The sequence below is a fragment of the Gammaproteobacteria bacterium genome (assembly GCA_034522055.1).
Lineage (GTDB): Bacteria > Pseudomonadota > Gammaproteobacteria > JAABTG01 > JAABTG01 > JAABTG01.
Map to the genome: position 1 here is coordinate 3,317,853 of JAXHLS010000002.1, position 24,953 is coordinate 3,342,805.

At 68.6% G+C, this 24,953-nt stretch carries 19 protein-coding genes; 13 read left to right on the plus strand and 6 right to left on the minus strand.

The window, feature by feature from the left end; translation table 11 throughout:
- The first annotated feature begins 527 nt into the window (after window positions 1–527).
- The 3 genes from U5S82_16055 to U5S82_16065 all read left to right on the plus strand — a co-directional run bounded on the left by U5S82_16055 (window position 528) and on the right by U5S82_16065 (window position 3,982).
- On the plus strand, window positions 528–2,111 hold the full coding sequence (locus U5S82_16055; protein ID MDZ7753124.1) for a peptide chain release factor 3: 1,584 nt from the start codon (window positions 528–530) through the stop codon (window positions 2,109–2,111).
- Between the two features lie 105 nt (window positions 2,112–2,216).
- On the plus strand, window positions 2,217–2,753 hold the full coding sequence (locus U5S82_16060; GenBank protein ID MDZ7753125.1) for a phosphatase PAP2 family protein: 537 nt from the start codon (window positions 2,217–2,219) through the stop codon (window positions 2,751–2,753).
- Between the two features lie 59 nt (window positions 2,754–2,812).
- The gene (locus U5S82_16065; protein MDZ7753126.1) at window positions 2,813–3,982 is read left to right on the plus strand and encodes a glycosyltransferase; all 1,170 of its coding nucleotides are present in this window, start codon (window positions 2,813–2,815) and stop codon (window positions 3,980–3,982) included.
- Here the strand turns inward: U5S82_16065 and U5S82_16070 are convergent.
- The 3 genes from U5S82_16070 to U5S82_16080 form a co-directional block, all read right to left on the minus strand.
- Window positions 3,954–4,085: a hypothetical protein gene (locus U5S82_16070; protein MDZ7753127.1), complete on the minus strand. Its 132-nt coding sequence runs from the start codon at window positions 4,083–4,085 to the stop codon at window positions 3,954–3,956. The two genes, U5S82_16065 and U5S82_16070, sit on opposite strands and share 29 nt — an antisense overlap.
- 6 nt (window positions 4,086–4,091) lie before the next feature.
- Window positions 4,092–4,652 (minus strand): invasion associated locus B family protein, encoded by a 561-nt coding sequence (locus tag U5S82_16075; GenBank protein MDZ7753128.1) that lies wholly within the window; start codon window positions 4,650–4,652, stop codon window positions 4,092–4,094.
- A 725-nt stretch (window positions 4,653–5,377) separates the two neighbouring features.
- A complete protein-coding gene (locus tag U5S82_16080) occupies window positions 5,378–5,974 on the minus strand; it encodes a hypothetical protein (protein ID MDZ7753129.1) in 597 nt (198 codons plus the stop codon).
- On the opposite strand from U5S82_16080, the gene U5S82_16085 reads away from it, so the two are divergent.
- On the plus strand, window positions 5,973–6,104 hold the full coding sequence (locus tag U5S82_16085; protein MDZ7753130.1) for a hypothetical protein: 132 nt from the start codon (window positions 5,973–5,975) through the stop codon (window positions 6,102–6,104). The two genes, U5S82_16080 and U5S82_16085, sit on opposite strands and share 2 nt — an antisense overlap.
- Before the next feature lie 212 nt (window positions 6,105–6,316).
- Window positions 6,317–7,423, plus strand: a complete 1,107-nt coding sequence (gene zapE / locus U5S82_16090; protein ID MDZ7753131.1) for a cell division protein ZapE — start codon at window positions 6,317–6,319, stop codon at window positions 7,421–7,423.
- A gap of 327 nt (window positions 7,424–7,750) precedes the next feature.
- On the opposite strand, the gene U5S82_16095 is transcribed toward zapE, so the two are convergent.
- Window positions 7,751–7,927 carry a hypothetical protein gene (locus U5S82_16095; protein ID MDZ7753132.1) on the minus strand — a complete coding sequence of 59 codons (177 nt, stop codon included), beginning with the start codon at window positions 7,925–7,927 and terminating at the stop codon, window positions 7,751–7,753.
- A gap of 380 nt (window positions 7,928–8,307) precedes the next feature.
- On the opposite strand from U5S82_16095, the gene U5S82_16100 reads away from it, so the two are divergent.
- From U5S82_16100 to U5S82_16110, 3 genes are all read left to right on the plus strand, one after another.
- Entirely contained in the window at window positions 8,308–8,745 is a 438-nt protein-coding gene (locus U5S82_16100; GenBank protein MDZ7753133.1) for a cyclic nucleotide-binding domain-containing protein, read from the plus strand.
- A gap of 102 nt (window positions 8,746–8,847) precedes the next feature.
- Window positions 8,848–10,590: a VWA domain-containing protein gene (locus tag U5S82_16105; protein MDZ7753134.1), complete on the plus strand. Its 1,743-nt coding sequence runs from the start codon at window positions 8,848–8,850 to the stop codon at window positions 10,588–10,590.
- Window positions 10,590–11,162: a hypothetical protein gene (locus U5S82_16110; protein ID MDZ7753135.1), complete on the plus strand. Its 573-nt coding sequence runs from the start codon at window positions 10,590–10,592 to the stop codon at window positions 11,160–11,162. The genes U5S82_16105 and U5S82_16110 overlap by 1 nt, the downstream gene beginning before the upstream one ends.
- Window positions 11,163–12,291: 1,129 nt before the next feature.
- On the opposite strand, the gene U5S82_16115 is transcribed toward U5S82_16110, so the two are convergent.
- Complete coding sequence (locus U5S82_16115; GenBank protein ID MDZ7753136.1) at window positions 12,292–12,582, minus strand: hypothetical protein; 291 nt, start codon at window positions 12,580–12,582, stop codon at window positions 12,292–12,294.
- A 244-nt stretch (window positions 12,583–12,826) separates the two neighbouring features.
- On the opposite strand from U5S82_16115, the gene U5S82_16120 reads away from it, so the two are divergent.
- Complete coding sequence (locus U5S82_16120) at window positions 12,827–15,328, plus strand: MMPL family transporter (protein ID MDZ7753137.1); 2,502 nt, start codon at window positions 12,827–12,829, stop codon at window positions 15,326–15,328.
- 223 nt (window positions 15,329–15,551) lie between these two features.
- Here U5S82_16120 and U5S82_16125 read toward each other — a convergent pair whose 3' ends face one another.
- Complete coding sequence (locus U5S82_16125) at window positions 15,552–15,767, minus strand: hypothetical protein (protein MDZ7753138.1); 216 nt, start codon at window positions 15,765–15,767, stop codon at window positions 15,552–15,554.
- Window positions 15,768–15,869: 102 nt separating this feature from the next.
- Between U5S82_16125 and kaiC the strand changes: the two genes are divergently transcribed.
- The 4 genes from kaiC (at window position 15,870) to U5S82_16145 (ending at window position 24,952) form a co-directional block, all read left to right on the plus strand.
- A complete protein-coding gene (kaiC, locus tag U5S82_16130) occupies window positions 15,870–17,261 on the plus strand; it encodes a circadian clock protein KaiC (protein ID MDZ7753139.1) in 1,392 nt (463 codons plus the stop codon).
- 6 nt (window positions 17,262–17,267) lie between these two features.
- A complete protein-coding gene (locus tag U5S82_16135) occupies window positions 17,268–17,561 on the plus strand; it encodes a circadian clock KaiB family protein (GenBank protein ID MDZ7753140.1) in 294 nt (97 codons plus the stop codon).
- Between the two features lie 139 nt (window positions 17,562–17,700).
- Window positions 17,701–18,792, plus strand: coding sequence for a response regulator (locus tag U5S82_16140; GenBank protein MDZ7753141.1), 1,092 nt, complete (start codon window positions 17,701–17,703; stop codon window positions 18,790–18,792).
- Window positions 18,793–18,796: 4 nt separating this feature from the next.
- A complete protein-coding gene (locus tag U5S82_16145) occupies window positions 18,797–24,952 on the plus strand; it encodes a PAS domain S-box protein (protein MDZ7753142.1) in 6,156 nt (2,051 codons plus the stop codon).
- Window position 24,953 lies beyond the last annotated feature (1 nt).

A 24,953-nucleotide genomic window follows, 5' to 3' on the forward strand; every position in this document is an offset into this window, starting at 1 on the left:
ACATCCCGGCCGGATACACCGCCACCGCACGTTCCCGAGGCACGAATGTAGGTCGGGATTCATCCCGACATCCAACCCCGCCCCATGCCCCCAGGGCCGGACCGGAATCCCCGCCGGCGGGCTGTCGGGCTGAAGCCCGACCTACAAACGCCCCCCCCACCCCTGTTCCTTTGCCACGAATGTAGGTCGGGATTCATCCCGACATCCAGCCGCGCCATATGCTCCCGCGCCGGGCCGGAATCCCCACCGGCGGGCTGTCGGGCTGAAGCCCGACCTACAAACACCCCCCCCCACCCCCAGGTCCGTCGGCACGAATGTAGGTCGGGATTCATCCCGACATCCAACCCCGCCCCATGCGCCCGGGGCCGGGTCGGAATCCTCGCCGGCGGGCTGTCGGGCTGAAGCCCGACCTACAGCCCGACAGTCCGACCTGCAAAGACAAAACACCGAAGCGTGGGTTTCGCGGAAACGCCTGTTATAATTACGGGCTTTTTCCACATCCCCAGGCACAGGCGATCCACCCATCCATGCCCTCACTCATCGAGGAAATCTCCCGGCGTCGCACCTTCGCCATCATCTCCCACCCCGATGCCGGCAAGACCACCCTGACGGAGAAGCTGCTGCTTTACGGCGGCGCCATCCAGCTCGCGGGCACGGTCAAGGCCCGCAAGTCGGCGCGCCACGCCACCTCCGACTGGATGGCGATGGAAAAGGAGCGCGGCATCTCCGTCACCTCCTCGGTGATGCAGTTTCCCTACCAGGGCCGGGTGGTGAACCTGCTGGACACCCCGGGCCACGCCGACTTTTCCGAGGACACCTACCGCACCCTGACGGCGGTGGACTCCGCCCTCATGGTCATCGACGTGGCGAAGGGCGTGGAGGAGCGCACCATCAAGCTCATGGAAGTGTGCCGGCTGCGGGACACCCCCATCTACACCCTCATCAACAAGCTGGACCGCGAGGGCCGGGAGCCCGTGGAACTCATGGACGAGGTGGAGGATGTGCTCAAGATCCCCTGCGCCCCCATCACCTGGCCGGTGGGCATGGGCAAGGGTCTCAAGGGGCTCTACCATCTCTATGACGACACCGTGACCCTGTACCAGCCCAACAAGGCCACCCAGAGCGCCGACGGGCGCGTCATCGAGGGCCTGGACAGTCCCCTGCTGGACGACCTGCTGGGGGGCGATGCCGACGGCCTGCGGGAGGAGATCGAGCTGGTGCGCGGGGCGAGTCATGCCTTCGATGAGACGGCGTATCGCGAGGGTCGCCTGACGCCGGTGTTCTTCGGCACCGCACTCAACAACTTCGGTATCACCCACCTCATGGACAGCTTCGTCGAGCACGCCCCGGAGCCCCTGCCTCATCCCACCGCCGGCCGTGAGGTGGCGCCGGACGAGGAGCAGTTCTCGGGCTTCGTTTTCAAGATCCAGGCCAATATGGACCCGGCCCACCGCGACCGCATCGCCTTCCTGCGGGTGTGCTCCGGGGTCTACCGCCGCGGCATGAAGATGCATCACGTGCGCATCAACAAGGGTGCCCGGGTGTCGGACGCCCTCACCTTCATGGCCGCCGACCGTTCCCATGCCGAGGACGCCTGTGCCGGGGACATCATCGGCCTGCACAACCACGGCACCATCCGTATCGGCGACACCTTCAGCGAGGGCGAGGACCTGCAGTTCACCGGCATCCCCAACTTCGCGCCGGAGCTGTTCCGTCGCGCCCAGCTCCGCGACCCCCTGAAGATGAAGGCCCTGCAGAAGGGGTTGGGCGAGCTGTGCGAGGAGGGGGCCACCCAGGTCTTCCGCCCCCTGGACAGCAACGACGTCATCCTGGGGGCGGTGGGCGTGCTGCAGTTCGACGTGGTGGCGGCGCGGCTGCGGGACGAGTACCGCGTGGAGGCCGTATTCGAGGCCGTGAACGTGGCCACCGCGCGCTGGGTGAGCGCCACCAGCAAGGCCAAACTGGCCGAGTTCCGCTCCAAGGCCAGCGCCCACCTGGCCCTGGACCACGGCGGCGAGCTGGTGTACCTGGCGCCCACCATGGTGAACCTCAACCTCACCCAGGAACGCTGGCCCGATATCGAGTTCCACGCCACCCGCGAGCAGCACTGACACGGTCCCAGGGCGGGGCGTCCTGTCATGATCCCTTAACCCCCCTGTCAACCAGCCGTCACTTGGCCTGCCCATACTTGTCTCCATAATCATGGGGGCAATGGCATGTACACCAAGGCGGGTGGTTTGTTCCGGCACTTCGACGAGGCGGAGCTGGGGATGTGCCTGCGCCTCAACCGCGTCTCCGCGCGGCCGCGCCTGCGGCGTCTGTTCGCCCGCGTCAGCCGTCTCGGGGACGGGCTGTTCTGGTATGCCCTGATGGTGTCCCTGCTCCTGCTCCATGGGCCCGCCGCCCTCGGCGCGGTTCTCCACATGGTGGCGGTGGGCGTGGCGGGGGTCCTGCTCTACAAGCTTCTGAAAATCCGCATGGTGCGGGAACGGCCGTTCATCACCCATGCCGGCGTCGCCCTCGGCACCGCCCCCCTCGATCGCTACAGCTTCCCCTCGGGGCACACCCTGCACGCCGTGGCCTTCACCACCGTGGCCACCGCCTACTATCCCGGGCTCACCTGGCTACTCACGCCCTTCGTGGCCCTGGTGATGCTGTCCCGCGTGATCCTGGGCCTGCATTATCCCACCGACGTGGTGGCCGGTGCCCTGGTGGGGGCCTTGCTGGCCAGCGCCAGTTTCCTGGTGATCTGACGCCGGATGTCGCGGCAGCGTAGTCCCCGCGGAGCGGCCCGCGGGCGAGGGGGCCCGGCTTGCGGATATTGATGTTCTCGGACGTCTATTTCCCCCGCATCAACGGCGTCTCCACCTCCATCCAGACCTTCCGTGAAGAGTTCCTGGCTCGTGGCCACGAGGTGGTGCTGGTGGTCCCGGACTATGGCCACGCCTGGGGGGACGACGCCGACATCCTGCGCATCCCCGCCCGCCGCGTGGTGCTGGACCCCGAGGACCGCCTGATGCGAGGCCGTTCCATGCGTCGGCTCACCGCCACCCTGGCGGCACGGCGCTTCGACCTGGTGCACATCCAGACCCCCTTCGTGGCCCACTACGCGGGGCTCGCCATGGCCCGCCGCCTCGGCCTGCCCCGGGTCGAGAGCTATCACACCTTCTTCGAGGAGTACCTGTTCCACTACGCCCCCCTGGTGCCCAGGACCGCCCTGCGCCTGGCGGCACGGCGTTTCTCCAGGTGGCAGTGCAATGCCATGGATGCCATCGCCGTGCCCTCCACCGCCATGCTGGAGCATCTGCGGGCCTACGGCGTGGTGACCCCCGCCGAGGTGCTGCCGACGGGGATCCCGGCCGAACGCTTCGGCCGCTGCGACGGCACCGCCTTCCGGGCCCGCCACGGCATCCCCGGTGAGCGCAAAGTGCTGGTGTTCATCGGCCGGGTGGCCCATGAGAAGAACATCGACTTCCTGCTGGAGGTGGTGGCCACTTTGCGCCGGCGGCGTCCCGACGTGCTGCTGGTCATCGCCGGGGAGGGGCCGGCGGAGGGCCACCTGCGAGGCCGGGTGGATGCCCTCGGCATCGGTGCAAACGTGCGTTTCGTGGGTTACCTGGAGCGCGAGCGCGAGCTGCCGGAGTGCTATTGCGCGGCCGACGCCTTCGTCTTCGCCTCCCGCACCGAGACCCAGGGGCTGGTGCTGCTGGAGGCCATGGCCCTCGGCCTGCCGGTGGTCTCCACCGCCGTCATGGGGACCCGGGACATCCTGGCCGCGGGACGCGGCGCCCTGGTGCCCGCGGACGACGTGGCGGACTTCAGCGCCGCGGTGGAGCGCCTGCTGGCCGACCCCGGCCTCGCCGCGCGCCTGGCGCAAGAGGCCAAGGAGCACGCCCGGCAGTGGTCCGCGGGGGCCCTGGCGGAACGCATGCTGGAACTCTACGCGCGGGTGATCAGCCCTCGCCCCGCGCCACGGCCGTGATGGCGATGGGACCGCGGTACTGGCGCACCACGGCGGCGGTGAAGCCGTCATCGTAACCCTCCGCCTCCCGCGCGAAGGCCGCGGGCAGGGCATGCCAGGACAACTTCGCCTAGCGTTTGGCCTCCAGGGAATTGAACGCGGCGGTGAAACCGGACAGGGACACGGGGACGTTGACGGCGCGGCCGGTGCCGTCGGAGAAGGATACGGTGGCCTCGGTGCCCGCCTTCAGGGCAGCCACCTGGCCGTCGTCCAGGGGGATCACGGCGCGGCAGCCGATGGTGATGCAGTGCTGGAAGGCCACCCGGGTGGGCTCGGTGTCCTCCGTCACCGCCAGACCCAGGCCGGCCGGCAGGGACACCCCCAGGGGTACCATCACCACCGCCGTGGGGGTGTCGGCGTCCTCGTTGGGGAAGGCGACGGCGAAGTTGAGCAACTGGCGCTGGCTGTCCCGCATCACCAGGTTCTGGAACATGAAGCAGCGCTCCGGCGCGCTGCCATCCTCGGGCTTCTCGCAGCGCACCCGCCAGTCGGCATGGGTCTCTTCGGAGGTCTCCACGTTGGTCTCGTCCTCCTGGGCCCATGCCGGGAGTGCCCCGAGGCCAAGGGCGAGGACGGTGAGGAGGGTGATGCCCAAGGGCGTGCGGCGCGGCGTGATGAAGAGGAGATCCATGGTATACCTGCAGTCTGTTTTGAACATGGCTGAAACTTTAAAGTTTTGGCCCCGGCATTGCCAGTTCCCCCACCCGAAAAGTAAAGCGGGTAACCACGAAAGACGCGAAATAACGCGAAAAAGGAGTGGCGGGAAGGCGTGCAGGATGGAAGTAAGGCAGTGGCTCCACGCCTCGCCATGCCGGGCTCGACCCGGCGGTCAAACAGCGAAAGGCGTAACCACGAAAGACGCGAAATAACGCGAAAAAGGAGTGGCGGGAAGGCGTGCAGGATGGAAGTAAGGCAGTGGCTTCACGCCTCGCCATGCCGGGCTTGCCCCAGCGGTCAAACAGCGAAAGGCGTAACCACGAAAGACGCGAAATAACGCGAAAAAAGAGTGGCGGGAAGGTGTGCAGGGTGGAAGGAAGGCAGTGGCTCCACTCCTCGTCATGCCGGACTTGCCCCGGCATCCAGGGCGGCGGCGTGGCGGCCGGGGCGGTGCCTCTGGCCTGCACGGGTGCGACGGCCCTGGATTACTCGCTGCGCTCGCCCTTCGGGCCGCCCTGCGGGCGTTCAACGCTTCGCTTTTGTGCGGCGTTCGCCGCAATGACGAGGTGCCAGCCGCCACCCCGCCGCGTCGCCGCCTAAACTATTCACCATTCACCATTCACTATCCTGTCCCCATTTCCCCAGATCGTAGGTTGGGGTGAGCCTGCGAACCCCAACGGGTACTCGCCAGATTCATGGTCACGTTGGGATTCGTTCCTCACCCCAACCTACGAGCTCATCCAGCAGGTAGGCGTGACGCCACGGCCCGCCGGAGAAGGCGGCGAGGCGCTCCATAAGGGCGGGATTGGGCACGGCCTCGGCCGGGTAGACGCCCCAGATGTCGATGAAGCAGTTGGCCACCGCCGCCGTCTTGCGCCAGTTCAGTGACACGGCGGCGGTGACGGTGCCACAGGCGTTGCAGCGCAGCTCGGGCCCGCCGTCTCCCGGCAGGGCCTCCCAACGGTGCTCGCGGGCCCCGCAGGTGGGGCAGGGCGGGGTGATGGTGTTGCGCCCGCGGCGCAGCCGCGGGGCGCTCAGGGGGCCGGTGAGGCCCACGTTGACGAAGTCCATGGGGCCCGGCGCGGGAGGCGGCTCCAGCATCACATGGGGTGCGCACCCCAGGAAGGTCACCAGGTTGAGCAACTCGTCGCCGGTGGCGTAGTGGGTATGTCCCTCCATCGGCACGGCATCGCCGATGAGCCCCATGGTGGCCAGCAGGTCCACGAGGGTGGCGGCCTCCCCTGCCTCCACCGGGTGGTAGTGGGGATACAGCACGAGGATGGCGGTGGATTCCATGGCGAATTCGGGGGCGGTGCCGCGGGGCGTGGTGGGGGATCATGGGCTCTTTTACCCGCCGAGGCCAAGCGCCCACAGCGTATTCTTTACGGTGACGGTGACGGTGACGGTGACGGCGGTGGTCCGGTAATCCGGCGTCCTTTCCGGGACTCCCTGGCCGTGGCGGGATGGGGGGCTGCCTGCCGCCGGCCGCACCCCGGCCGGCGCCACGCTACACTGCCTCGCCGGTGATCCGGCATGCGCCGGCACATCCCCGTCCGGGGGATTCGGTCGGCGGATGATCTTCGCGGCGCCTCGCCCCTACAATCCGGTATGGCGAGCCCCCTTCCCCCGCGTCCTGGCATGCACCGGCCACCCTTCGAGACGCCCTTGTCCCCCCGGGAGCGCTTCAAGGCCGACACGGCCCGCGCGGATTTCGTCCATGATCCCGCCCAGGCGGCTGCCGTCGCCCATACCCAGCGGGTCTACGAGGAGTTGATGGCGCCGCCGGCGCGTCCGGCCTTGTGGCAGCGCCTGCGGGGGCGGCGACCGCCACCGGTGAAGGGCCTCTACCTGTGGGGCGGGGTGGGGCGCGGCAAGACCTATCTCATGGATTGCCTGTACGAGGCCCTGCCCTTCGCCGCCAGGCGGCGCGTGCATTTCCATCGCTTCATGGGCGAGGTCCACCAGCGACTGGCAGCCCTGCCCCGTAACCCCGACCCCCTGGTGGTCGTCGCCCGGGAGATCGCCAGCGAGGTGCGGGTGGTGTGCCTGGACGAGTTCCATGTCCATGACATCGGCGATGCCATGCTGCTGGGCGGCCTGCTGGCGGCCCTGTTCCGCCATGGGGTCACCCTGGTGACCACCTCCAACGCCGCTCCGCGGGACCTCTACCGCAACGGCCTGCAGCGCCAGCGCTTCCTGCCCGCCATCGCCCTCATCGAGGCCCATATGGAGGTGGTGGAGCTGGGGGGCGAGGTGGACTACCGCGAGGAGTTGCTGGCGGCGGCGGGCACCTACCATGTGGCGGGGGAGGAGGGGAACGCGGTGGCGACGCGCTTCGCCGCCCTGGCGCGCACGGCGGTGACGGAACATGCCGCCCTCGCCGTCAACGGCCGGCGCATCAACACCCGCGCCCTGGCCGCCGACGCCGCCTGGTTCACCTTCGGCGAGCTGTGCGAGACCCCGCGGGCCGCCAGCGACTACCTGGAGCTGGCGGCCACCTTCCCCACGGTGTTCCTGTCCGGCGTGCCGGTGCTGGAGCCCCGCCTGGACGCCGCGGCCAAACGCTTCATCCATCTGGTAGACACCTTCTATGACCATGGCGTCAAGCTGGTGGTATGGGCCGCCGCGCCCCCCGCCGAGCTTTACCGCGGGCGCCACCAGCGGAAGGAGTTCGAACGCACCGCCAGCCGCCTGCTGGAGATGGCCAGCCACACCTACCTGGCCGCGCCCCATCGCCCCGGCTGAGGCACCGGGACGATGCTCCTGGCACCGCAACCAGACAAAGAAAGAAACTACGAAAGACGCGAAATACGCGAAAAGTAAAGCGGGTAACCACGACGGAAACGAAATAACTCGAAATTCTGGAAAGGACTGTTGGGGTGGGCTTGCGGACACCAACGGCTATCCGCCAGAGCCATGGCGCCAGTTATGGTCATGATGGGGTTCGTCATGCCAGGCTTGACCCGGCGGCCAAACAGCTAAAGGCGTAACCACGAAAGACCCGAAATAACGCGAAAAAGGAGTGGCGGGAAGGCATGCAGGGTGGAAGGAAGGCAGTGGCTCCACGCCTCGTCATGCCGGGCTTGCCCCGGCATCCAGGGCGGCGGCGTGGCGGCCGGGCCGGTGCCCCTGGCCTGCGCGGGTGCGGCGGCCCTGGATCCTGGCGTTCGCCAGGATGACGGGGGAGAGCCAGGATGACGAGGTGCCAGCCGTCACCCCGCCCGGGACGCCGGCGAAACTATTCACCATTCACTATCCTGTTCCCATTTCCCTTTTCCCCACCATAACCGTCCACCGCGCCTGGCCCACCCTACGTATTGTCCACGCTACACGCCCCCCTCATTCAAAATTCAAAATTGCCGCAGGCTCCCCCCTGTCGTATGGCCCGATGGGAAGCGCTAGACTATGTTAACGTGAAAGTCGCGAAGCACGATCTCCCCCTCTCACACTGGGAGAGGGATGGGGTGAGGGAACGAACATGGCGATACGCGCTCCTCCTTCATCATCTTGGGCGGCGCGTATCGCCATGAGAGTTAGCGGTTATTGATGGCTTCCGGATGGCCAAACCGGGGCGCCCGCCCCCATCAAACCAGCGAGGACACCGGTTCGTGGAGCGGATTTTCCAGTACTTGACCGAGAAAGAGGAGATCGCCCTGCTTCAGAAAGGGGGGACCTCGCGTTTCTCACCGGAGTCGGTGATCGTCCGCGAGGGTGACCGCCACAGCGCCATCTACGTCATTCGCCATGGCGAGGTGCGGGTGGAAAAGGGCAGCATGGGCTTCCCCCTGGAGCTGGCCCGCCTCGGGCCCAGCGAGATCTTCGGCGAGATGTCCTTCATCGACGGCTCCCCCGCCAGCGCCAACATCGTCGCCGACGACTTCGTGGAATGCTACGTCATCGACCACATGCTCATGAAGCCCCTGCTCAAGAACTATCCCAGCATCTACGGCCGCTTCTATCAGTCCCTGGCCGCCATCCTGGCGGTGCGCCTGCGGGAGACCAGCGCCCTGGTCAACGCCGACGAGTCCGATATCCCCTCCTGGACCCCCGAAATGGATCGCCGCTGAGCGTCACGCAGGCTGGGTCTCTCCTCAAGAACTCCCGCCTTCGACCGAATAGGAATGAAAGGCGTCGTGCCGTTTTGCGGTGGACGCGGCATGGGATCAGGGGTGGCAATCGACGTGCTCGGCAGCAAATGGTCATTGCCGGTTTCTCCGGCGCTTATCGTCTGGCTCGCCCTGATCTGGCTGCTGGCGCCACGGCCCGTGGTGGCGCAACAGGGGCCGGTGGACCTGCGGGTACTGGTGGATGTCTCCGGCAGCATGAGGAAAAACGACCCCCACAACCTCAGGGCCCCGGCGCTGCGCCTGCTGGTGGGGCTGCTGCCCGACGACGCCCGCGCCGGCATCTGGACTTTCGGGGAGCATGTGCAGGAGGCGGTGCCCGTGGCCGCCACCGGGGCGGCCTGGAAGGAGCGGGCCCGCCGCGCCGCGCAGCGTATCCGCTCGGACGAACTCTACACCGACATCGAACAGGTCCTGGGGGTCGCCACGGCCGACTGGTCTGCCACCGAGAGCACCGGGGGCCGTTACGTCATCCTCCTCACCGACGGCATGGTGGACGTCGGCGGCAGCGAGGAGACCAGCGCGGCCTCGCGGGAGCGCATCCGCACCGAGGTGCTGGCCGCCCTCGAAGAGAAGGGGGCCACGGTCCATACCATCGCCCTGTCCGCCAACGCCGACGCGGAACTGCTGGAGGCCCTGGCCCGGGGCACCGGCGGCTGGTCGGAGCAGGTGGATGCGGCGGAACAGCTCAACCGAGTGTTCCTGCGCCTGTTCGAGAAGACCGCGCCGCCGGATACCGTGCCCCTCGACGAAGGCAACCGCTTCACCGTGGACGACACCGTCAGCGACATGACCCTGCTGGTATTCCGCCCCCCCGGCGCCATGGCCAGCCAGATCGTGCGGCCCGACGGCAGCCTGCTCTCCAGCAGGAATCCCCTCCCCGACAACGTGCGCTGGGAGGTGGAACAGGCCTACGATCTGGTGACCATCAACGATCCCCCGGCGGGTCGCTGGCGTATCGACGCCGCCACGGACCCCGACAACCGGGTGATGGTGGTGACCAACCTGCGCCTCGCGGTGGACCCCCTGCCCAACCACGTGCTACAGGAGCGGTCCGTGCCGGTGGTGGCGCGGCTGTTGCGCGATGACGGCACGGTGACGGACCCCGCCTTCCTGGGCCTGGTAAGCTTCCAGGTGGCGGCGGGCCGGGAGAGGGGGGAGCAGGTGTCCTCGGGCATGTATCCGGAAGGCGACCCTGGCAACTACACCCTGAGCGTCGATGTGGGGCCGGGGGAGGGGACCCTGGTGATCACCGTGGTGGCGGACGGCCGCACCTTCGCCCGCCAGCACCGCCACGAGATCCGGGTGCACGAGGAACCCGGCGCCATCACCATGACCGCCGGCGCGGACGGCGCCGTGACTCTCGCGGCCACCCTGGCCGACGGCCTCATGGACCTGGCCACGGCGCGCCTCGCCTACCGTGCCCTGGACGGCGACCGGCTCGACTCGGTCACCGTGCCCGCCGGCACCCCGGGGGAGTGGAGCACGGTGCTGCCCCGGGCCCTGGCCGGGCGCATGATCGAGGTGCGCCTGGAGGCCCGCCAGGTGGACGGCGATGACTACCAACTGGCCATCGAGGGTCTGGTGCCCGGCGAGCCGGTACCCCTGCCACCCCTGCCCCGGGAGGAACCGCCGGTCGCGCCGGCACCGCCCCTGGACTGGTCCATGATCTGGGTGTGGCTGGGGGTGGCCAACCTCATCCTGTGGCCCCTGGTGGGGCTGGGGTGGTGGCTGTGGCGTCGCGCCCGCGCCCGCCGGGCCGCGGCTGTCGCCGAGGCTCTGGCCTGATGGACGACCTCACCATCGCCCTGCAACTGGTGGCCATCGAGCTTGGGGTGCTCATCAGCGGGCTGCTGGTGGTGATCATCGTCATGTTCTCCCGCCGCTACCGTGCCCACCGCCGCTCCGCTCGTACCCTCATCAACCGTTTGAAGGACGACCGCCCCCAGCGGGAGCAGCGGCGGCGTGAGCTGTTGCAGCAGATCAGCGTCCTCAATGAGGACCTGGTGAAAGAGGGGCTCGACGACCTCATGCGCCGGGAGAACACCGTATTCGCACGCATCCTCAACGCCCTTACCGGCGACGACAGCCAGGCCCTGGAACACCTGGACGAGGATATCCACGGCCTCGTGGCGGGTTACCTGGCCCTTGTCGCCGACGTCGTCAATCCGCGCTCCAGCGGCCGGGACGAGCTGCTGGTGAAGCTGCGGAACGAGATCAACAACATGGGCGCCCGCTACCGCGAGTTGAAAGAGGAGAACGCGCGTCTCGAGGCGGAGCTGGCCCAGGTCACCGGCGAGTACCACAAGCTCTACGAGCGCGAGCGGCTGCGCCAGGAGCAGCACAAGCGGTCCCCATGATCCGGTGTATGGTGGGTTCCATCCCAAATACTAAAAAGCGTAACCGCGAAAGACGCGAAAAGGGAGAAAAAGGCGTCACCACGAAAGACGCGAAATAACGCGAAAAAGGACAAGATCGGGCGGTCGGTCGGGTGGCCGGTCGGGCTGTCGGATTGTAGGTCGGGCTGTCGGACTGTAGGTCGGGCTTCAGCCCGACAGCCCGCCGGCGGGGATTCCACCCGGCGCGGGGCGCACACGGCAGGGCCGGATGTCGGGATGAATCCCGACCCACATCCGTGCCCCGGCAACGGACGGTGGGGGGGGTGTTTGTAGGTCGGGCTGTAGGTCGGGCTTCAGCCCGACAGCCCGCGGGCGGGGATTCCGGCCTGGCCCCGAGCGCATACGGCGGGGCCGGATGTCGGGATGAATCCCGACCCACATCCGTGCCCCGGGAACGTGCGGTGGGGGGGTGTTTGTAGGTCGGGCTGTAGGTCGGGCTTCAGCCCGACAGCCCGCCGGCGGGGATTCCACCCGGCGCGGGGCGCATGCGGCGGGATTGGATGTCGGGATGAATCCCGACCCACATCCGTGCTCCGGGAACGGACGGTGGGGGGTGTTTGTAGGTCGGGCTGTAGGTCGGGCTTCAGCCCGACAGCCCGCGGGCGCGGATTCCACCCGGCGCGGGGCGCACACGGTGGGGCCGGATGTCGGGATGAATCCCGACCCACATCCGTGCCCCGGGAACGTGCGGTGGGGGGGTGTTTGTAGGTCGGGCTGTAGGTCGGGCTTCAGCCCGACAGCCCGCCGGCGGGGATTCCACCCGGCGCGGGGCGCATACGGCGGGGCTGGATGTCGGGCGGGGCTGGATGTCGGGATGAATCCCGACCCACATCCGTGCCCCGGCAACGGACGGTGGGGGGGTGTTTGTAGGTCGGGCTTCAGCCCGACAGCCCGCGGGCGCGGATTCCACCCGGCGCGGGGCGCACACGGTGGGGCCGGATGTCGGGATGAATCCCGACCTACATCCGTGCCCCGGGAAGGGGTGGTGGTGTATTTGACCGGGATGTCGGGATGAATCCCGACCTACATTCGTGCCCCGGGAAGGGGCGGTGGTGGTGTATTTGACCGGGATGTCGGGATGAATCCCGGGTTACACCCGGGCCATGAGGCGGTTCAGGCGCTCGCCGATGTCGTCGAATACGGCGAAGATGCTGGTGCGGAAGTCGTTCCGGGACCAGGACTCGGCGTCCGCCAGCCGGAGCTGGGCCATGTGCTCGTCGGCCTTGCGGCGGCGCGCCAGCAGCTTGTCCAGTTCTTCCTGCAGCCCCTTCTGGCGATAACCCTGGGCAGCCGCCACCTGGTGTCGGAGATCCTGGATCCTGGTATCGAAATCGGCAAGCCATGCCTCGAAGCGTTGGGTATCCTGGTGCAGTGTATTCATGGTGCCCATCCAAGGTCGTGAAGCCACGGGGTCCCGCTATGGCGGACTGCGAAAGCGGTCCGCCTGTTAAAAGGATAGGCCCGCCGGGCGCCATGGCAAAGGTGCCCGGGTCAAGGCCAGCCGGATCATGGCCACAGCGGCGGGATGCGGAGCCCTGGCCGAGGCGAATCGCTGCAGGTTATGTCACCATGGGCGGCCCATAACATCCTGTTTCCAATAGATTAAAATATTCCGGATTCCTGACATGCGCGCGACCCTCTATTCCCTCTATTTCGGCCTGGTACTGCGCCGGCCCGTGGTGGCCCTCCTGATGGTGGGGCTGTTCATCCTCGCCGCCGCCTGGTTCGCGCGGGATTTCAAGCTCGACGCCTCGGCGGATTCCCTGTTGCTGGAGAACGACGCCGACCTGCGCTATTACCGCGAGATCCGCGAGCGCTACGGCTCCGATGACTTCCTCTTCGTCACCTACACCCCCCACGGCGACATGTTCTCCGATGCCACCCTCGCCGCGGTGGGGGCGCTGCGGGACGAGCTGGCCCGGGTGGACCGGGTGGCCGAGGTGACCTCCATGCTGGACGTCCCCCTCATCGAGAGCCCGCCGGTGACCCTGCGAGAGATCCAGGAAGGGGTGCAGACCCTCACCAGCCCGCAGACGGATCGCGAGATGGCGGCCCGGGAGCTGCGCACCAGCCCCCTGTACAAGAACCTGCTGATGAGCGAGGACGGCACCACCACCGCCCTCCAGGTGACCTTCGAGCGCGATGAGCGCTACCGCGCCCTGCTGGAGGCAAGGGACGACCTGCGCATGAAGCGTATGGAAGAGGGGCTCACGGCGGACGAAGAGGTGGAACTGGAACGGGCATCCGAGGCCTTCGCCGATTACAAGGCCCGCTACCAGGAGCGCGAACAGGCCACCATCGCCGCCGTGCGGGAGGTGCTGGAGCGCTATCGCGACGGCGCCGACATCCACCTCGGGGGCGTGCCCATGATCGTCTCCGACATGATCGATTTCGTGGAGAACGACATCCGGGTGTTCGGCATCGGCGTGTTCTGCTTCATCGTGGCCCTGCTGGCCGTGGCCTTCAAACGCGTGCGCTGGGTCCTCATCCCCATGGTGATATGCGCCGCCGCCGGCATCGCCATGGCGGGCTGGCTGGGGCTCGCGGAATGGCGGGTCACCGTGGTGTCGTCCAATTTCATCTCCCTGCTGCTCATCATCACCCTGTCCCTCACGGTGCACCTGGTGGTGCGCTTCGAGGAACTCCACCACGAGGCCCCGGCGGACGATCACGACAGCAAGATAGCCGCCACCATGCGTTCCAAGCTGGTGCCATCATTCTTCACCGCCCTGACCACCATGGTGGCCTTCGGCTCCCTGGTCTTCAGCGCCATCCGTCCGGTCATGGACTTCGGCTGGATGATGGTGGCGGGGGTGGCCATGGCCTTCGTGCTGTCCTTCCTGCTGTTCCCCGCCCTGGTGGCCATGCTGCCGCCCCGGGACCCGGTGCGCCGCCGGGTGGATGTCACGGGCGCCGTCACCCGCGCCTTCGCCGGTCTCATCGAGCACCGCCGGGTGGGGACCCTGGTGCTCTACGGCCTGGTGTTCGCCGTGAGCGTGGCGGGCATCACCCGCCTCACGGTGGAGAACAGCTTCATCGATTATTTCAAGGACACCACCGAGATCCACCAGGGCATGCTGCTCATCGACCGCAAGCTGGGGGGCACCACCCCCCTGGACGTGGTCCTCGACCCCGATGAGGACTTCCAGGAATACCAGCAGGAGATGGCGGCAGAGGACGTGGCCTACGGTGGCGGCGGCGAGGCGGGGCTCTCCGGCGACAGCTTCTGGTTCAACACCTTCACCCTCGAGGACGTGACCCGGGTCCACGAGTACCTGGACAGCCTGGACGAGACGGGTAAGGTGCTGTCGTTGCACACCACCATGGCCATGCTCACCAAGCTCAATGATGACCAGCGCCTGGACAACCTCACCCTGGCGGTGATGCACAAACGCCTGCCGGAGGACGTCAAGACCACTCTCTTCGACCCCTACATGAGCGACGACGGCAACCAGGTGCGCTTCGGCGTGCGCATCATCGACTCCGACCCGGACCTGGAGCGGGACGAACTCCTGACCCGCATTCGCGCCGGCCTGGAGGAGTTGGGATTCGAGCCCGGCCAGATCAACATCACCGGCATGGTGGTGCTCTACAACAACGTGCTTCAGAGCCTGTTCCAGTCCCAGATCATGACCCTGTCCGTGGTGTTCGCGGCCATCCTCCTGATGCTGCTGGCGCTGTTCCGCAACCTGCGCCTGGCGGTGGTGGGGGTGATGCCCACGGTGGTGGCCGCGGCCCTCATCCTCGGCCTCATGGGCTGGACGGGGATCCCCCTGGACATCATGACCATCACCATCGCCGCCATCACCGTGGGCATCGGCGTGGACGACACCATCCACTACCTTCACCGCATGCGCGAGGAGTACGCCGTGGACGGCGACTACCGGGCCGCCATCCGCCGCTCCCATGCCAGCGTCGGGCGGGCCATCTACTACACCTCCATCACCATCACCCTGGGTTTCTCCATCCTGGTGCTGTCCAACTTCATCCCCACCATCTACTTCGGCCTGCTCACGGGGCTGGCCATGATCATCGCCCTGGTGGCCAACCTCACCCTGCTGCCCCTGCTGGTGGCCCTGGTGCGGCCCTTCAAGGGGGACGGGCAAGGCCGCCCGGTGACGGCCTGACGGACGGGCTGTCCTTGCGGTGGGACAGGTCTGATGCTAAATACCGGCTAAGTTTTATGGCTCGTAAGAATAGTTTGTGGGTGTAGAGAGAAGAATTTCCTCTCGCCAAGAACGCCAAGAACGCCAAGAAATTGGGCCAAGGGATTACGAGCATGACGGGAGACCCGATTGGGAGGCTTCCAGGTTGAAAACCAAGTCTCGATTCCAATCGAGCACTAAAGCACTAAGACGTCCAATTCGGCGAGGCGCTCATGGAGCACGGCATCACCCGCATGGTCAATCGGCTGGAAGACACCGCTGTTCCCTTGGCGTTCTTGGCGATCTTGGCGAGAGCCTGTTGTTCGTGGCGGAAAAACCAACCTGAAGGTGCACCACGCCGCCAGCCTTTGTTTTGCATATCATCTACTTGGCGCTCGCCGCGAGCGAAATTTTCACCCACGGATTCTGCGGACGAGCCAGCTTTTATAAGTCAATTCAGGCGTCCCCGGCAGGTGAGGGCGAAGCGCTGATCCGGGGCCGCCAGCGAGCACGTATTTATAAAATGACCATCAACCACGCGAAGGTATCCTCCGGCATCCGGGGCCTCGACACCATCCTCGATGGCGGCTACCCGGCCGGTACCGCCGCCCTGCTCACGGGCGGGCCCGGATCCGGCAAGACCGTGTTCGGCCTGTCCTTCATCCATGGCGCCCTGGCGGCGGGGGAGGGGGCGGTCATGGTTACCTGCGACGAGCGTCCCGAGCGCCTGCTGAATTACATGGACGCCCTCGGCATGGCGGGCAGCCGGGCCCTGGACGAGGGGCGCCTGCAGCTCCTCGACATGCGGCCTGGGGCCGACGAACAGGTGGCGGGGGCCTATGATCTCGGGGTGATCCGCCTGCGCATCGAGAGCGCCCTCGCGGCCACGGGGGCCACCCGCCTGGTCATCGATTCCCTGGACAACCTCCAGATCGCCCTGGCGGGCGACCGGCTGCGCAGCGAGATAGTGGCCCTGTTCGAGTGGCTGCGGGATGCCGGACTCACCACCCTGGTCACCCTGGCCGCGTCCACCGGCGCCGGGGTCATGCACCGCTTCGAGGAGTACGCCTCGGATTGCGTGATCCACCTCAGCCAGCAGCTGAGGGAGCGTCTCATGACGCGTTATCTGCGGGTGGTGAAGATGCGGGGCGCCGGCCACGGCACCAACGAGTATCCCTTCCTGCTGGATGGGGGGGGCGTTACCATCCTGCCCGTGACGGGTACCGAGTTGAAGGCGGCGGCGCCCACCACTCGCACCACTACCGGCGTCGCCGGCCTGGATGCCATGATGGGCGGGGCGGGCTACCTCGACGGCAGCACCATCATGGTCTCGGGCTCCGCCGGCACCGGCAAGAGCCTCCTCTCCGCCAGCCTGCTCCACGCCGCCCTGCAGGCGGGCCGCAAGGCCGCCCTCATCTCCCTGGAGGAGTCGCCGCAGGAGATCCGCCGTAACCTGCGGGCCGTGGGTATCGACCTGGCCCCCTTCGTGGAATCCGGGGCCCTGGAGATGTACTCGATGCGTTCGGTGGAGATGGGCCTGGAGAGCCATCTCATCTATATCTCGAAACGGGTGGACCAGGCCGCGGTTCAATTCATCGTCATCGACCCCATCTCGGCCCTGGCCGACCTCGGCTCGCCCCTGCAGGTGAAGATGATGCTGATGCGTTTCACCCATCACCTCAAGGCCCGGGGCGTCAGCGTGCTGCTCACGGAACTGCTGCCCGACGGTGCCCGGGGCACCAGCACCATGAACATCTCCAGCCTCAATGACGTGTGGATCCGCACACGCCAGGTGGAATCCGGGGGCGCGGTGAAGCGCGTCATCCAGGTGGTTAAGGCCCGCGGCGGCGCCAGCTCCGGCGACCTGCGGGAGTTCACCATCGGCGCCGATGGCATCCGGATCGAGGGAGATTGAATCGCCATGGAAAAGTACACCATCCGCCTCTACGTCCTGGGGGAGACCCCCATGGCCCGCCGCGCCATCGAGAATCTCAAGGCCATCTGCGCCGAGCCCGAGGTGGGCGCCCACTACGAGGCCGAGGTGATCAACCTGCTGGAGCACCCCCAGCTCGCCGAGGACGAGCGCATCGTCGCCACCCCCATGCTGGTGAAGCACCTGCCGCTCCCCATGCGGCGCATCATCGGCGACCTCTCGGACCACGAGAAGGTCCTCATCGGCCTGGATATCCACCCACTGCCGCCCGACGACGCTTAAGCAGCACCTGCCGCCGCGTGGTTCGGCGTCGGGGGCGCGCCCATGCCTCGCCGATGAGAGGGAGCCGATAATCGGCTATTTCCTAAAGGGCTACCCGTTCCCGCCGCCACAAGGGAATGACTATCCAGGATCAAGGGATATGACCGAGCACACCATCCTCATCGTCGACGACCAGGCCGCCAATCTGGCGGTGCTGGACCATGCCCTGGCCGTTGACTATCGCGTCCGCGCCGCCACCTCCGGGCCGCGGGCCCTCGAAGTGGCCGCCAGCGAGCCCCGGCCCGACCTCATCCTGCTGGACGTCATGATGCCCGGCATGGACGGCTACGCGGTGGTGGCGGGCCTCCAGGAGTGCGGCCTCGGCCATATCCCCGTCATCTTCGTCACCGCCCGCGAGGCCGCCGAGGACGAGGAAAAGGGCCTGCGCCTGGGGGCGGTGGACTACATCACCAAGCCCGTCAATCCCGCCATCCTGCGCGCCCGGGTGCGCGCCCACCTGGCCTTGAAAGATGCCAACGACCGCCTCCATGACCACAACGACTTCCTGGAGGCCGAGGTGGCGCGGCGCCTGGAGGAGAACCAGATCGTCCAGGACGTCTCCATCCGCGCCCTGGCCCACCTGGCAGAGACCCGGGACCCCGAGACCGGCGATCACATCCTGCGCACTCAGGCCTACGTGGAGCGCCTGGCCGTCCTGGTGCGGGACCACCCGCGCTTCCGGGACACCATCGACGATCAGTTCATCCGCCTGGTCACCAAGTCGGCGCCCCTGCACGACATCGGCAAGGTCGGGATCCCCGATCATGTCCTGTTGAAGCCCGGCGGGCTCACCCCAGAAGAGTGGGCCGTCATGAAGACCCATGCGGAGATCGGCGCCCGCGCCATCGAGCGCGCCGAGGCGGAGGTGGAGCGGCCGGTGGTGTTCTTCCGGCTGGCCAAGGAGATCGCCCACTGGCACCACGAGCGCTGGGACGGCAGCGGCTATCCCGACGGCCTGGCGGCGGAGGACATCCCCCTGTCGGCGCGGCTGATGGCGGTGGCGGATGTCTTCGATGCCGTCATCTCCCAGCGTGTCTACAAGCCCGCCATGTCCTTCGACGAGGCCCGGGAGGTCGTCGCCGCGGGCCGGGGCACCCACTTCGATCCGGACCTGGCGGCCGCCTTCCTGGCGGACTACGGGGCCTTCACGGCCATCGCCCAGCGCCACCGTGACGGCGTCGCGGCGGCCTGATCCCATGGCGGGCCCCGCGACCTCTCCAGCCGGCGGGTCCCGCACCCCCGTGCTCCTCTACGCCCTGGGGGCCACCCTGTGGATCCTGCTCTCGGACCTCCTGGTGGCCACCCTGGTGCGGGACCCCTGGGCCCTCAGCGTGGTCGGGGCCTTCAAGGGGCTCGCCTTCGTCGCCGTCACCTCCCTGCTTCTCTACTGGGCCCTGGGGCGTGGCCGGGAGGTCGTGGCGGGCCCGGCGCCGCCCGCCGCCCCCTGGCTGACGGCGGGCCTGGTGACCCTGGGGCTGCTGTTGGTGGCGGGGGGTGCCTTGGGGGTGCGGGGGCTGATGGCCGAGCACGACGACCGCTACACCGCCCAGTTGCGGGCGGTGGCCGCCCTCAAGACCGACCAACTCGACCGCTGGCTGGAGGAGCGGCGCCGGGACGCCGAGCAGGTACGGAGCAGCACGACCCGGCTCGAACTGCTCCAGCGCTGGCGCGTCGAGGGCGACATGGCGGCCCGGGAAGAGGTGCTGGTGCGCCTCGCGGCCATCGCCGAGGAAAAGGGCTACGGCATGGTGGCCCTGATGGACGAGTCCGGGCGCTATCCCCTGGGGGCCGGCGACCATCTGCGGGCCGGTCCGGCACTCCAGGCCGCCCTGGAGCGGGCCCGGGCCGACGGCGCGGTCCATCTCTCCGGCCTCTACCCCGACGGTGAGGGGGAGGACGGTCGTTTCAACTTCGACATCGTGGCGCCCCTGCCGGATACCAACGGCGGCGAGGGCCTCGCCCTGCTGTTCCGCCTCCACGAGGACGATTTCCTCTTTCCCTTCCTCGAGGGCTGGCCGGTGCCCAGCCCCAGCGCCGAGACCCTGCTGGTGAAGCCCGACGGCGACGGCGTGCTGTTCCTGAACGACCTGCGCCACCGCTCGGATGCCGCCCTGCGCGTGCGGGTGCCCCTCACGGCGACGGAGGTGGTGGCGGTCCAGGCCGTGGCGGGGCAGGCCGCGCCGGGTACCCTGCTGCGGGGCGTCGACTACCGGGGCGAGGCGGTGATGGCGGTGGCCCGGCCGGTGCCGGGCACCCCCTGGCATCTCATCGCCAAGGTGGACCAGAGTGAGGTCTATGCCGGCCTGTCCCGGGACGTCGCCCTCGCCCTGGCGGTGCTGGCGCTGGCCCTGCTGGCCCTGACCGGGGCCGCCCTGGCTTGGCACCAGCGCCACCGCCTGGACTGGACCACGGACCGCCTGCGCCTGGAGCGTGAGGCGGCGGCGGAACGCGAGGAGCGCCTCGCCCTGGCGGAGCGCTTCCGCCGGCTGGTGGACAAGGCCCGGGACATGGTGCTGCTGATGGACGACGGCGGGCGCATCGTCGAGGCCAACGCCGCCGCCGAGCGGGCCTATGGTTATAGCGCCGCCGAACTGGCCACCAGGACCATCGCCGATCTGCGGGCCCCCGAGGCCCTGGTCGATCTGGAACCCCAGTGGCAGGTGGCGGGGACGGACAAGGGCGCGCTCTTCGAGACCATCCACCGCCGCCGCGACGGCAGCCCCTTCCCGGTGGAGGTGAGTTCGGCGCTCATCGAGCTGGATGGCCGGCCCTACCGCCAGGACTTCATCCGCGACATCAGCGCCCGCCAGGAGGCGGAGCAGGCGCGGCGGGCCGCCGAGGCCTTCCAGCAGGCCATGGTGGCCTGCTCCCCCCTGCCCCTGATGAGCGTGGACCTCCAGGGCCGCGTCCTCACCTGGAACGCCGCCGCCGAGCGCGTGTTCGGTTGGCCGGAGGCGGAGGTCATCGGCCGCCCCAACCCCATGGTGGCGCCGGAGGACTGGGGGGAGTTCGAGACCCACCTGCGGGAGGCGGCCGCCGGGGCGACGTTGGCGGGGCGGGAGATACGGCACCGCCGCCGGGATGGCGGCACCATTCCCTTGCGGCTCAACGCCGCCCCGGTGTGGGACTCCCAAGGCGAAGTCACCGCCATCATGGCCACCCTGGAGGACATCAGCGAAGCCAAGGGCCTGGAGGCCGCCCTGCGCCAGGGCGAGGAGCGCTTCCGGCGGGCCATCCTGGAGGCCCCGGTGCCGGTGATGATCCATGCCGAGGACGGCGGGGTGCTGGCCCTGAGCAAAGCCTGGGTGGAGCTCGCCGGCTACGACCGCGGCGAGCTGACCACCACCCGTGAGTGGACGCAGCGCGCCTACGGCGACCTGGCGCCGGAGGTCGATGCCGTCATCGCCGAGGCCTACGGCACCACCGCGGCCCGGCCCCAGGGAGAATTCCGGGTGCGCTGCAGGGACGGCGCCGAGCGCATCTGGGCCTTCAGCTCCGTGGGCCTGGGAGAGCTGCCCGACGGCCGGCGCATCGCCATCAGCATGGCTGCCGACATCACCGAGCGGGTGGCGGCAGAGATGGCCGTCTTCGAGGGCCGGCGGCGCCTGGCGGTGCTCATGGACAACCTGCCGGGCATGGCCTACCGCTGCCTGGACAGCCACGGCTGGCCCATGGCCTTCGTCAGCCGCGGCAGCCTGGCGGTCACCGGCTACGCCCCCGAGCGTTTCCTGGAGGGCGGGGATCTCCAATACGAGGACCTCATTCACGGCGAAGATCGCACGACCGTGCGGGAGGAGGTGGCCCAGGCGGTGGCAGCGGGCCTGCCCTTCGAGCTGGAGTACCGCATTCTTACCGCCGACGGCGGCGAGCGGGTGGTATGGGAGAAGGGCCAGTGCGTGGCCACGGAGGATGGGGGCGGGCGGTGGCTCGAGGGCTTCATCATGGATGTCACCGAGCGCCGGCAGGCGGTGGCGGCCCTGGAGGCCAGCGAGGAGCGCTTCCGCCTGCTCTCCAACGCCAGCCACGATGTCATCTGGGACCTCGAACTCGCCACCGGCACGGTGTGGCGCAGCGAGGGCATGGAGACCAACTTCGGTTACGCCGCCGGGGACCTGGGGCCCACCAAGGAGGTCTGGCTGTCCCGCATCCACCCCGAGGACCGGGAGCGCGTGACGGCGGAGCTGACCGAGGTGCTGGAGGGGCGCGCCGCGGTCTACCGCGCCGAGTTCCGTTTCCGCCGCAAGGACGGCAGCTACGCCCTGGTGTTTGATCGGGCCGAGGTGGTGCGGGACGCCCGGGGCGTGCCCCTGCGGGTGGTGGGGGGCATGAGCGACATCACCGAGCGCCGGGCCATGGAAGAGGCCCACCGCGCCGCCGAGGAGCGCTTCCGCCGGGCCATGGAGGAGGCCCCCTTCCCGGTCATCATCCACGCCGAGGACGGCGAGGTGCTGGCCCTCAGTCGCACCTGGACCGACATCAGCGGCTACAGCCGCGAGGACATCCCCACCGTGGCGGACTGGACCGAGCGCGCCTACGGCGAGCGCCGGGCCCCGGTGCAGGCGCGCATCGATGCCCTCTACGGGCTCACCGGCCGCAAGGCCGAGGGGGAGTTCACCATCCGGTGCCGGGACGGCAGCCGGCGGGTGTGGGACTTCAGCTCCGTGGGCCTCGGGCCCCTGCCCGACGGGCGCCGGGTGGTGGTGAGCATGGCGGCGGACGTCACCGAGCGCAAGACGGCCGAGGAGGCCCTGCGCCGCAGCGAGGAGCGCTTCCGGACCCTGTTCGAGAGTGCCGCGGTGGCCATCTTCGTCCATGACGCCGATAGCGGCGAGATCGTCGACGCCAACCGCCGGGCCCTGGCCCTCCACGGCTGCACCACCGTCGCTGAACTCAACCGGGAGGCCGTATGGCTGGACGAGCCGGCCTATTCCCACGCCAAGGCCCTGGAGAACATCCATATCGCCGCTCGTGATGGTGAAAACCGCACCGAATGGAAGAGCCCGGATGCCGAGGGCCACAGGGTGTGGCTGGACGTGCTCCTCACCCGGGTGGTGCTGGATGACGTGCCCCGGGTGCTCGCCTTCACCACGGATATCACGGACCGCAAGGCGGCCGAGGAGCAGTTGCGCAAGCTCTCCCTGGCGGTGGAACAGAGCCCCGAGAGCATCGTCATCACCAACACCGACGCGGAGATCGAGTACGTCAACCAGGCCTTCGTGGACAACACGGGTTACCGGCCCTACGACGTGGTGGGGCAGAACCCCCGCATCCTCCACTCCGGCAAGACCCCCCCCGAGACCTACGAGGCCATGTGGACCACCCTCACCGGCGGCGAGACCTGGCGCGGCGAACTCTGCAATCGCCGCCGCGACGGCTCCGAGTACCTCGAGTTCGCCATCATCACCCCCATCCGCGGCGAGGACGGGCGCACCAGCCACTACGTGGCGGTCAAAGAGGACATCACCGAGCGCAAGCGCATGGGGGAGGAGCTGGACCGCCATCGCCATCATTTGGAGGAGCAGGTGGCCGCGCGTACCGCCGAGTTGATGGAGGCGCGGGCCCGGGCCGAGGCCGCCAACCTGGCCAAGAGCACCTTCCTGGCCAACATGAGCCACGAGATCCGCACCCCCATGAACGCCATCATGGGCCTCGCCCACCTGCTGAACCGGGAGCACCCGACGCCGGAGCAGGCCGCCCGCCTGGCCAAGATAGACGAGGCCGCCCGCCACCTGCTGGCCATCATCAACGACATCCTCGATGTGTCCAAGATCGAGGCCGGCAAGCTCACCCTGGAGAAGAGCGATTTTCATCTCAATTCCGTCTTCGACCACGTCCAGTCCATGGTGCGGGAGCAGGCCCGGCGCAAGGGCCTGACCCTGGAGCTGGACCGGGACGCGGTGCCGGTATGGCTGCGGGGCGATGCCACGCGCCTGCGCCAGGCCCTGCTGAACTATGCCGCCAATGCCGTCAAGTTCACGGGCCAGGGGGGTATCGTCATGCGTGCCGTCAAGGTCCGGGAGGATGACGCTGAGGTGGTGGTGCGCTTCGAGGTGGCGGACACCGGCATCGGGGTGGAGCCCGCCACCCTGGAGCGCCTGTTCGGGGCCTTCGAGCAGGCCGACGGCACCAACGCCCGGCGCCACGGCGGCACCGGCCTCGGTCTCGCCATCACCCGCCGCCTGGCCGAGATGATGGAGGGCGAGGCGGGGGCCACCAGCAGCCCCGGCGCGGGCAGCACCTTCTGGTTCACCGCCCGCCTCCAGCGCGGCCACGGGCCCGCACAGGCCCCCGGCGCCCCGGTTGCGGCGGGGTTGGTCCTGGCCCCGGAGCAGCAGGGCGCCCGGGTGTTGCTGGCGGAGGACAACCCCATCAACCGCGAGGTGGCCGAGGCCCTGCTGGCCAACCTGGGCCTCGAGGTGGATGCCGTGGACAACGGGCGGCGGGCCGTGGACCGCCTGCGGGGCCGGCACTACGACCTGGTGCTGATGGACGTGCAGATGCCCGAGATGGACGGCCTGGAGGCCACCCGGGTCATCCGCTCCCGCCCGGATGGCGCCGAGCTACCGATCCTCGCCATGACCGCCAACGTCTTCGAGGAGGACCGGCGGGCCTGCGAGGAGGCGGGCATGAACGGCTTCGTGGCCAAGCCCGTGGACCCGGAGGAGCTGGTCCGGGTGCTCGCCCGCTGGCTGCCGCGCCAGCCGCGGGAAGCCCCGCCCGCAGAGGCCGCCGCCCCAGGGCCGGCGGCGGTCCCGGTAGGTATCCTCGCGGCGCCCATGGCGGGGGTGGATACGCGCCTCGGCCTGCGCAACCTGGGCGGCGACGCGGCCGTCTATGAGCGCCTGCTGCGGCGCTTCGCCGCCGACCATGGCGATGACGGACAGGTGATCATGGGGCACCTGGCGGCGGGCGGAACGGACGAGGCCCGGGCCCTCGCCCACACCATCAAGGGCGCCGCGGGCAACCTGGGCCTGGTGGCCATCGCCGAGCGCGCCACGGGCCTGGAGACGGCCCTGCGGGAGGGCGAGACGGACCTCGCACTGCAGGCGGAGGCCCTGGCGGCGGCCCTCTCCAGCTTCGTGGACACCCTGGGGGCCCAGGGCCCGCCACCGGCCGTCCCCCCGCCCGGCGGGGATGGGACCGATGTGGAAGATATGAAAAAGGTGCTGGAGGCCCTGATCCCGCTGCTGGCCACCGACGACACGGCGGCGGGGGCGCTCTTCGCCCGCCACCAGGCGGGGCTGGAGGCGGCCTTCGGCGAGCCCATGGTTGCCGCCGGACACGATATCGAGACCTATGACTATCCCCGGGCCCTAGCCCTTCTCGAACCCCTCGGCGGCGGGAACGGATGAG

Bases quoted from the DNA above. Each gene is read 5' to 3' on its own strand.
- U5S82_16110 (MDZ7753135.1), top strand. From the start codon at position 10,590: ATGGACGACCTCACCATCGCCCTGCAACTGGTGGCCATCGAGCTTGGG.
- U5S82_16120 (MDZ7753137.1), top strand. From the start codon at position 12,827: ATGCGCGCGACCCTCTATTCCCTCTATTTCGGCCTGGTACTGCGCCGG.
- U5S82_16135 (MDZ7753140.1), top strand. From the start codon at position 17,268: ATGGAAAAGTACACCATCCGCCTCTACGTCCTGGGGGAGACCCCCATG.
- kaiC (MDZ7753139.1), top strand. From the start codon at position 15,870: ATGACCATCAACCACGCGAAGGTATCCTCCGGCATCCGGGGCCTCGAC.
- U5S82_16140 (MDZ7753141.1), top strand. From the start codon at position 17,701: ATGACCGAGCACACCATCCTCATCGTCGACGACCAGGCCGCCAATCTG.
- U5S82_16115 (MDZ7753136.1), bottom strand. From the start codon at position 12,582: ATGAATACACTGCACCAGGATACCCAACGCTTCGAGGCATGGCTTGCC.
- U5S82_16075 (MDZ7753128.1), bottom strand. From the start codon at position 4,652: ATGGATCTCCTCTTCATCACGCCGCGCCGCACGCCCTTGGGCATCACC.
- U5S82_16055 (MDZ7753124.1), top strand. From the start codon at position 528: ATGCCCTCACTCATCGAGGAAATCTCCCGGCGTCGCACCTTCGCCATC.
- U5S82_16080 (MDZ7753129.1), bottom strand. From the start codon at position 5,974: ATGGAATCCACCGCCATCCTCGTGCTGTATCCCCACTACCACCCGGTG.
- U5S82_16060 (MDZ7753125.1), top strand. From the start codon at position 2,217: ATGTACACCAAGGCGGGTGGTTTGTTCCGGCACTTCGACGAGGCGGAG.
- U5S82_16145 (MDZ7753142.1), top strand. From the start codon at position 18,797: ATGGCGGGCCCCGCGACCTCTCCAGCCGGCGGGTCCCGCACCCCCGTG.
- U5S82_16095 (MDZ7753132.1), bottom strand. From the start codon at position 7,927: ATGGTGAATAGTTTCGCCGGCGTCCCGGGCGGGGTGACGGCTGGCACC.
- U5S82_16085 (MDZ7753130.1), top strand. From the start codon at position 5,973: ATGGCGAATTCGGGGGCGGTGCCGCGGGGCGTGGTGGGGGATCATGGG.
- zapE (MDZ7753131.1), top strand. From the start codon at position 6,317: ATGCACCGGCCACCCTTCGAGACGCCCTTGTCCCCCCGGGAGCGCTTC.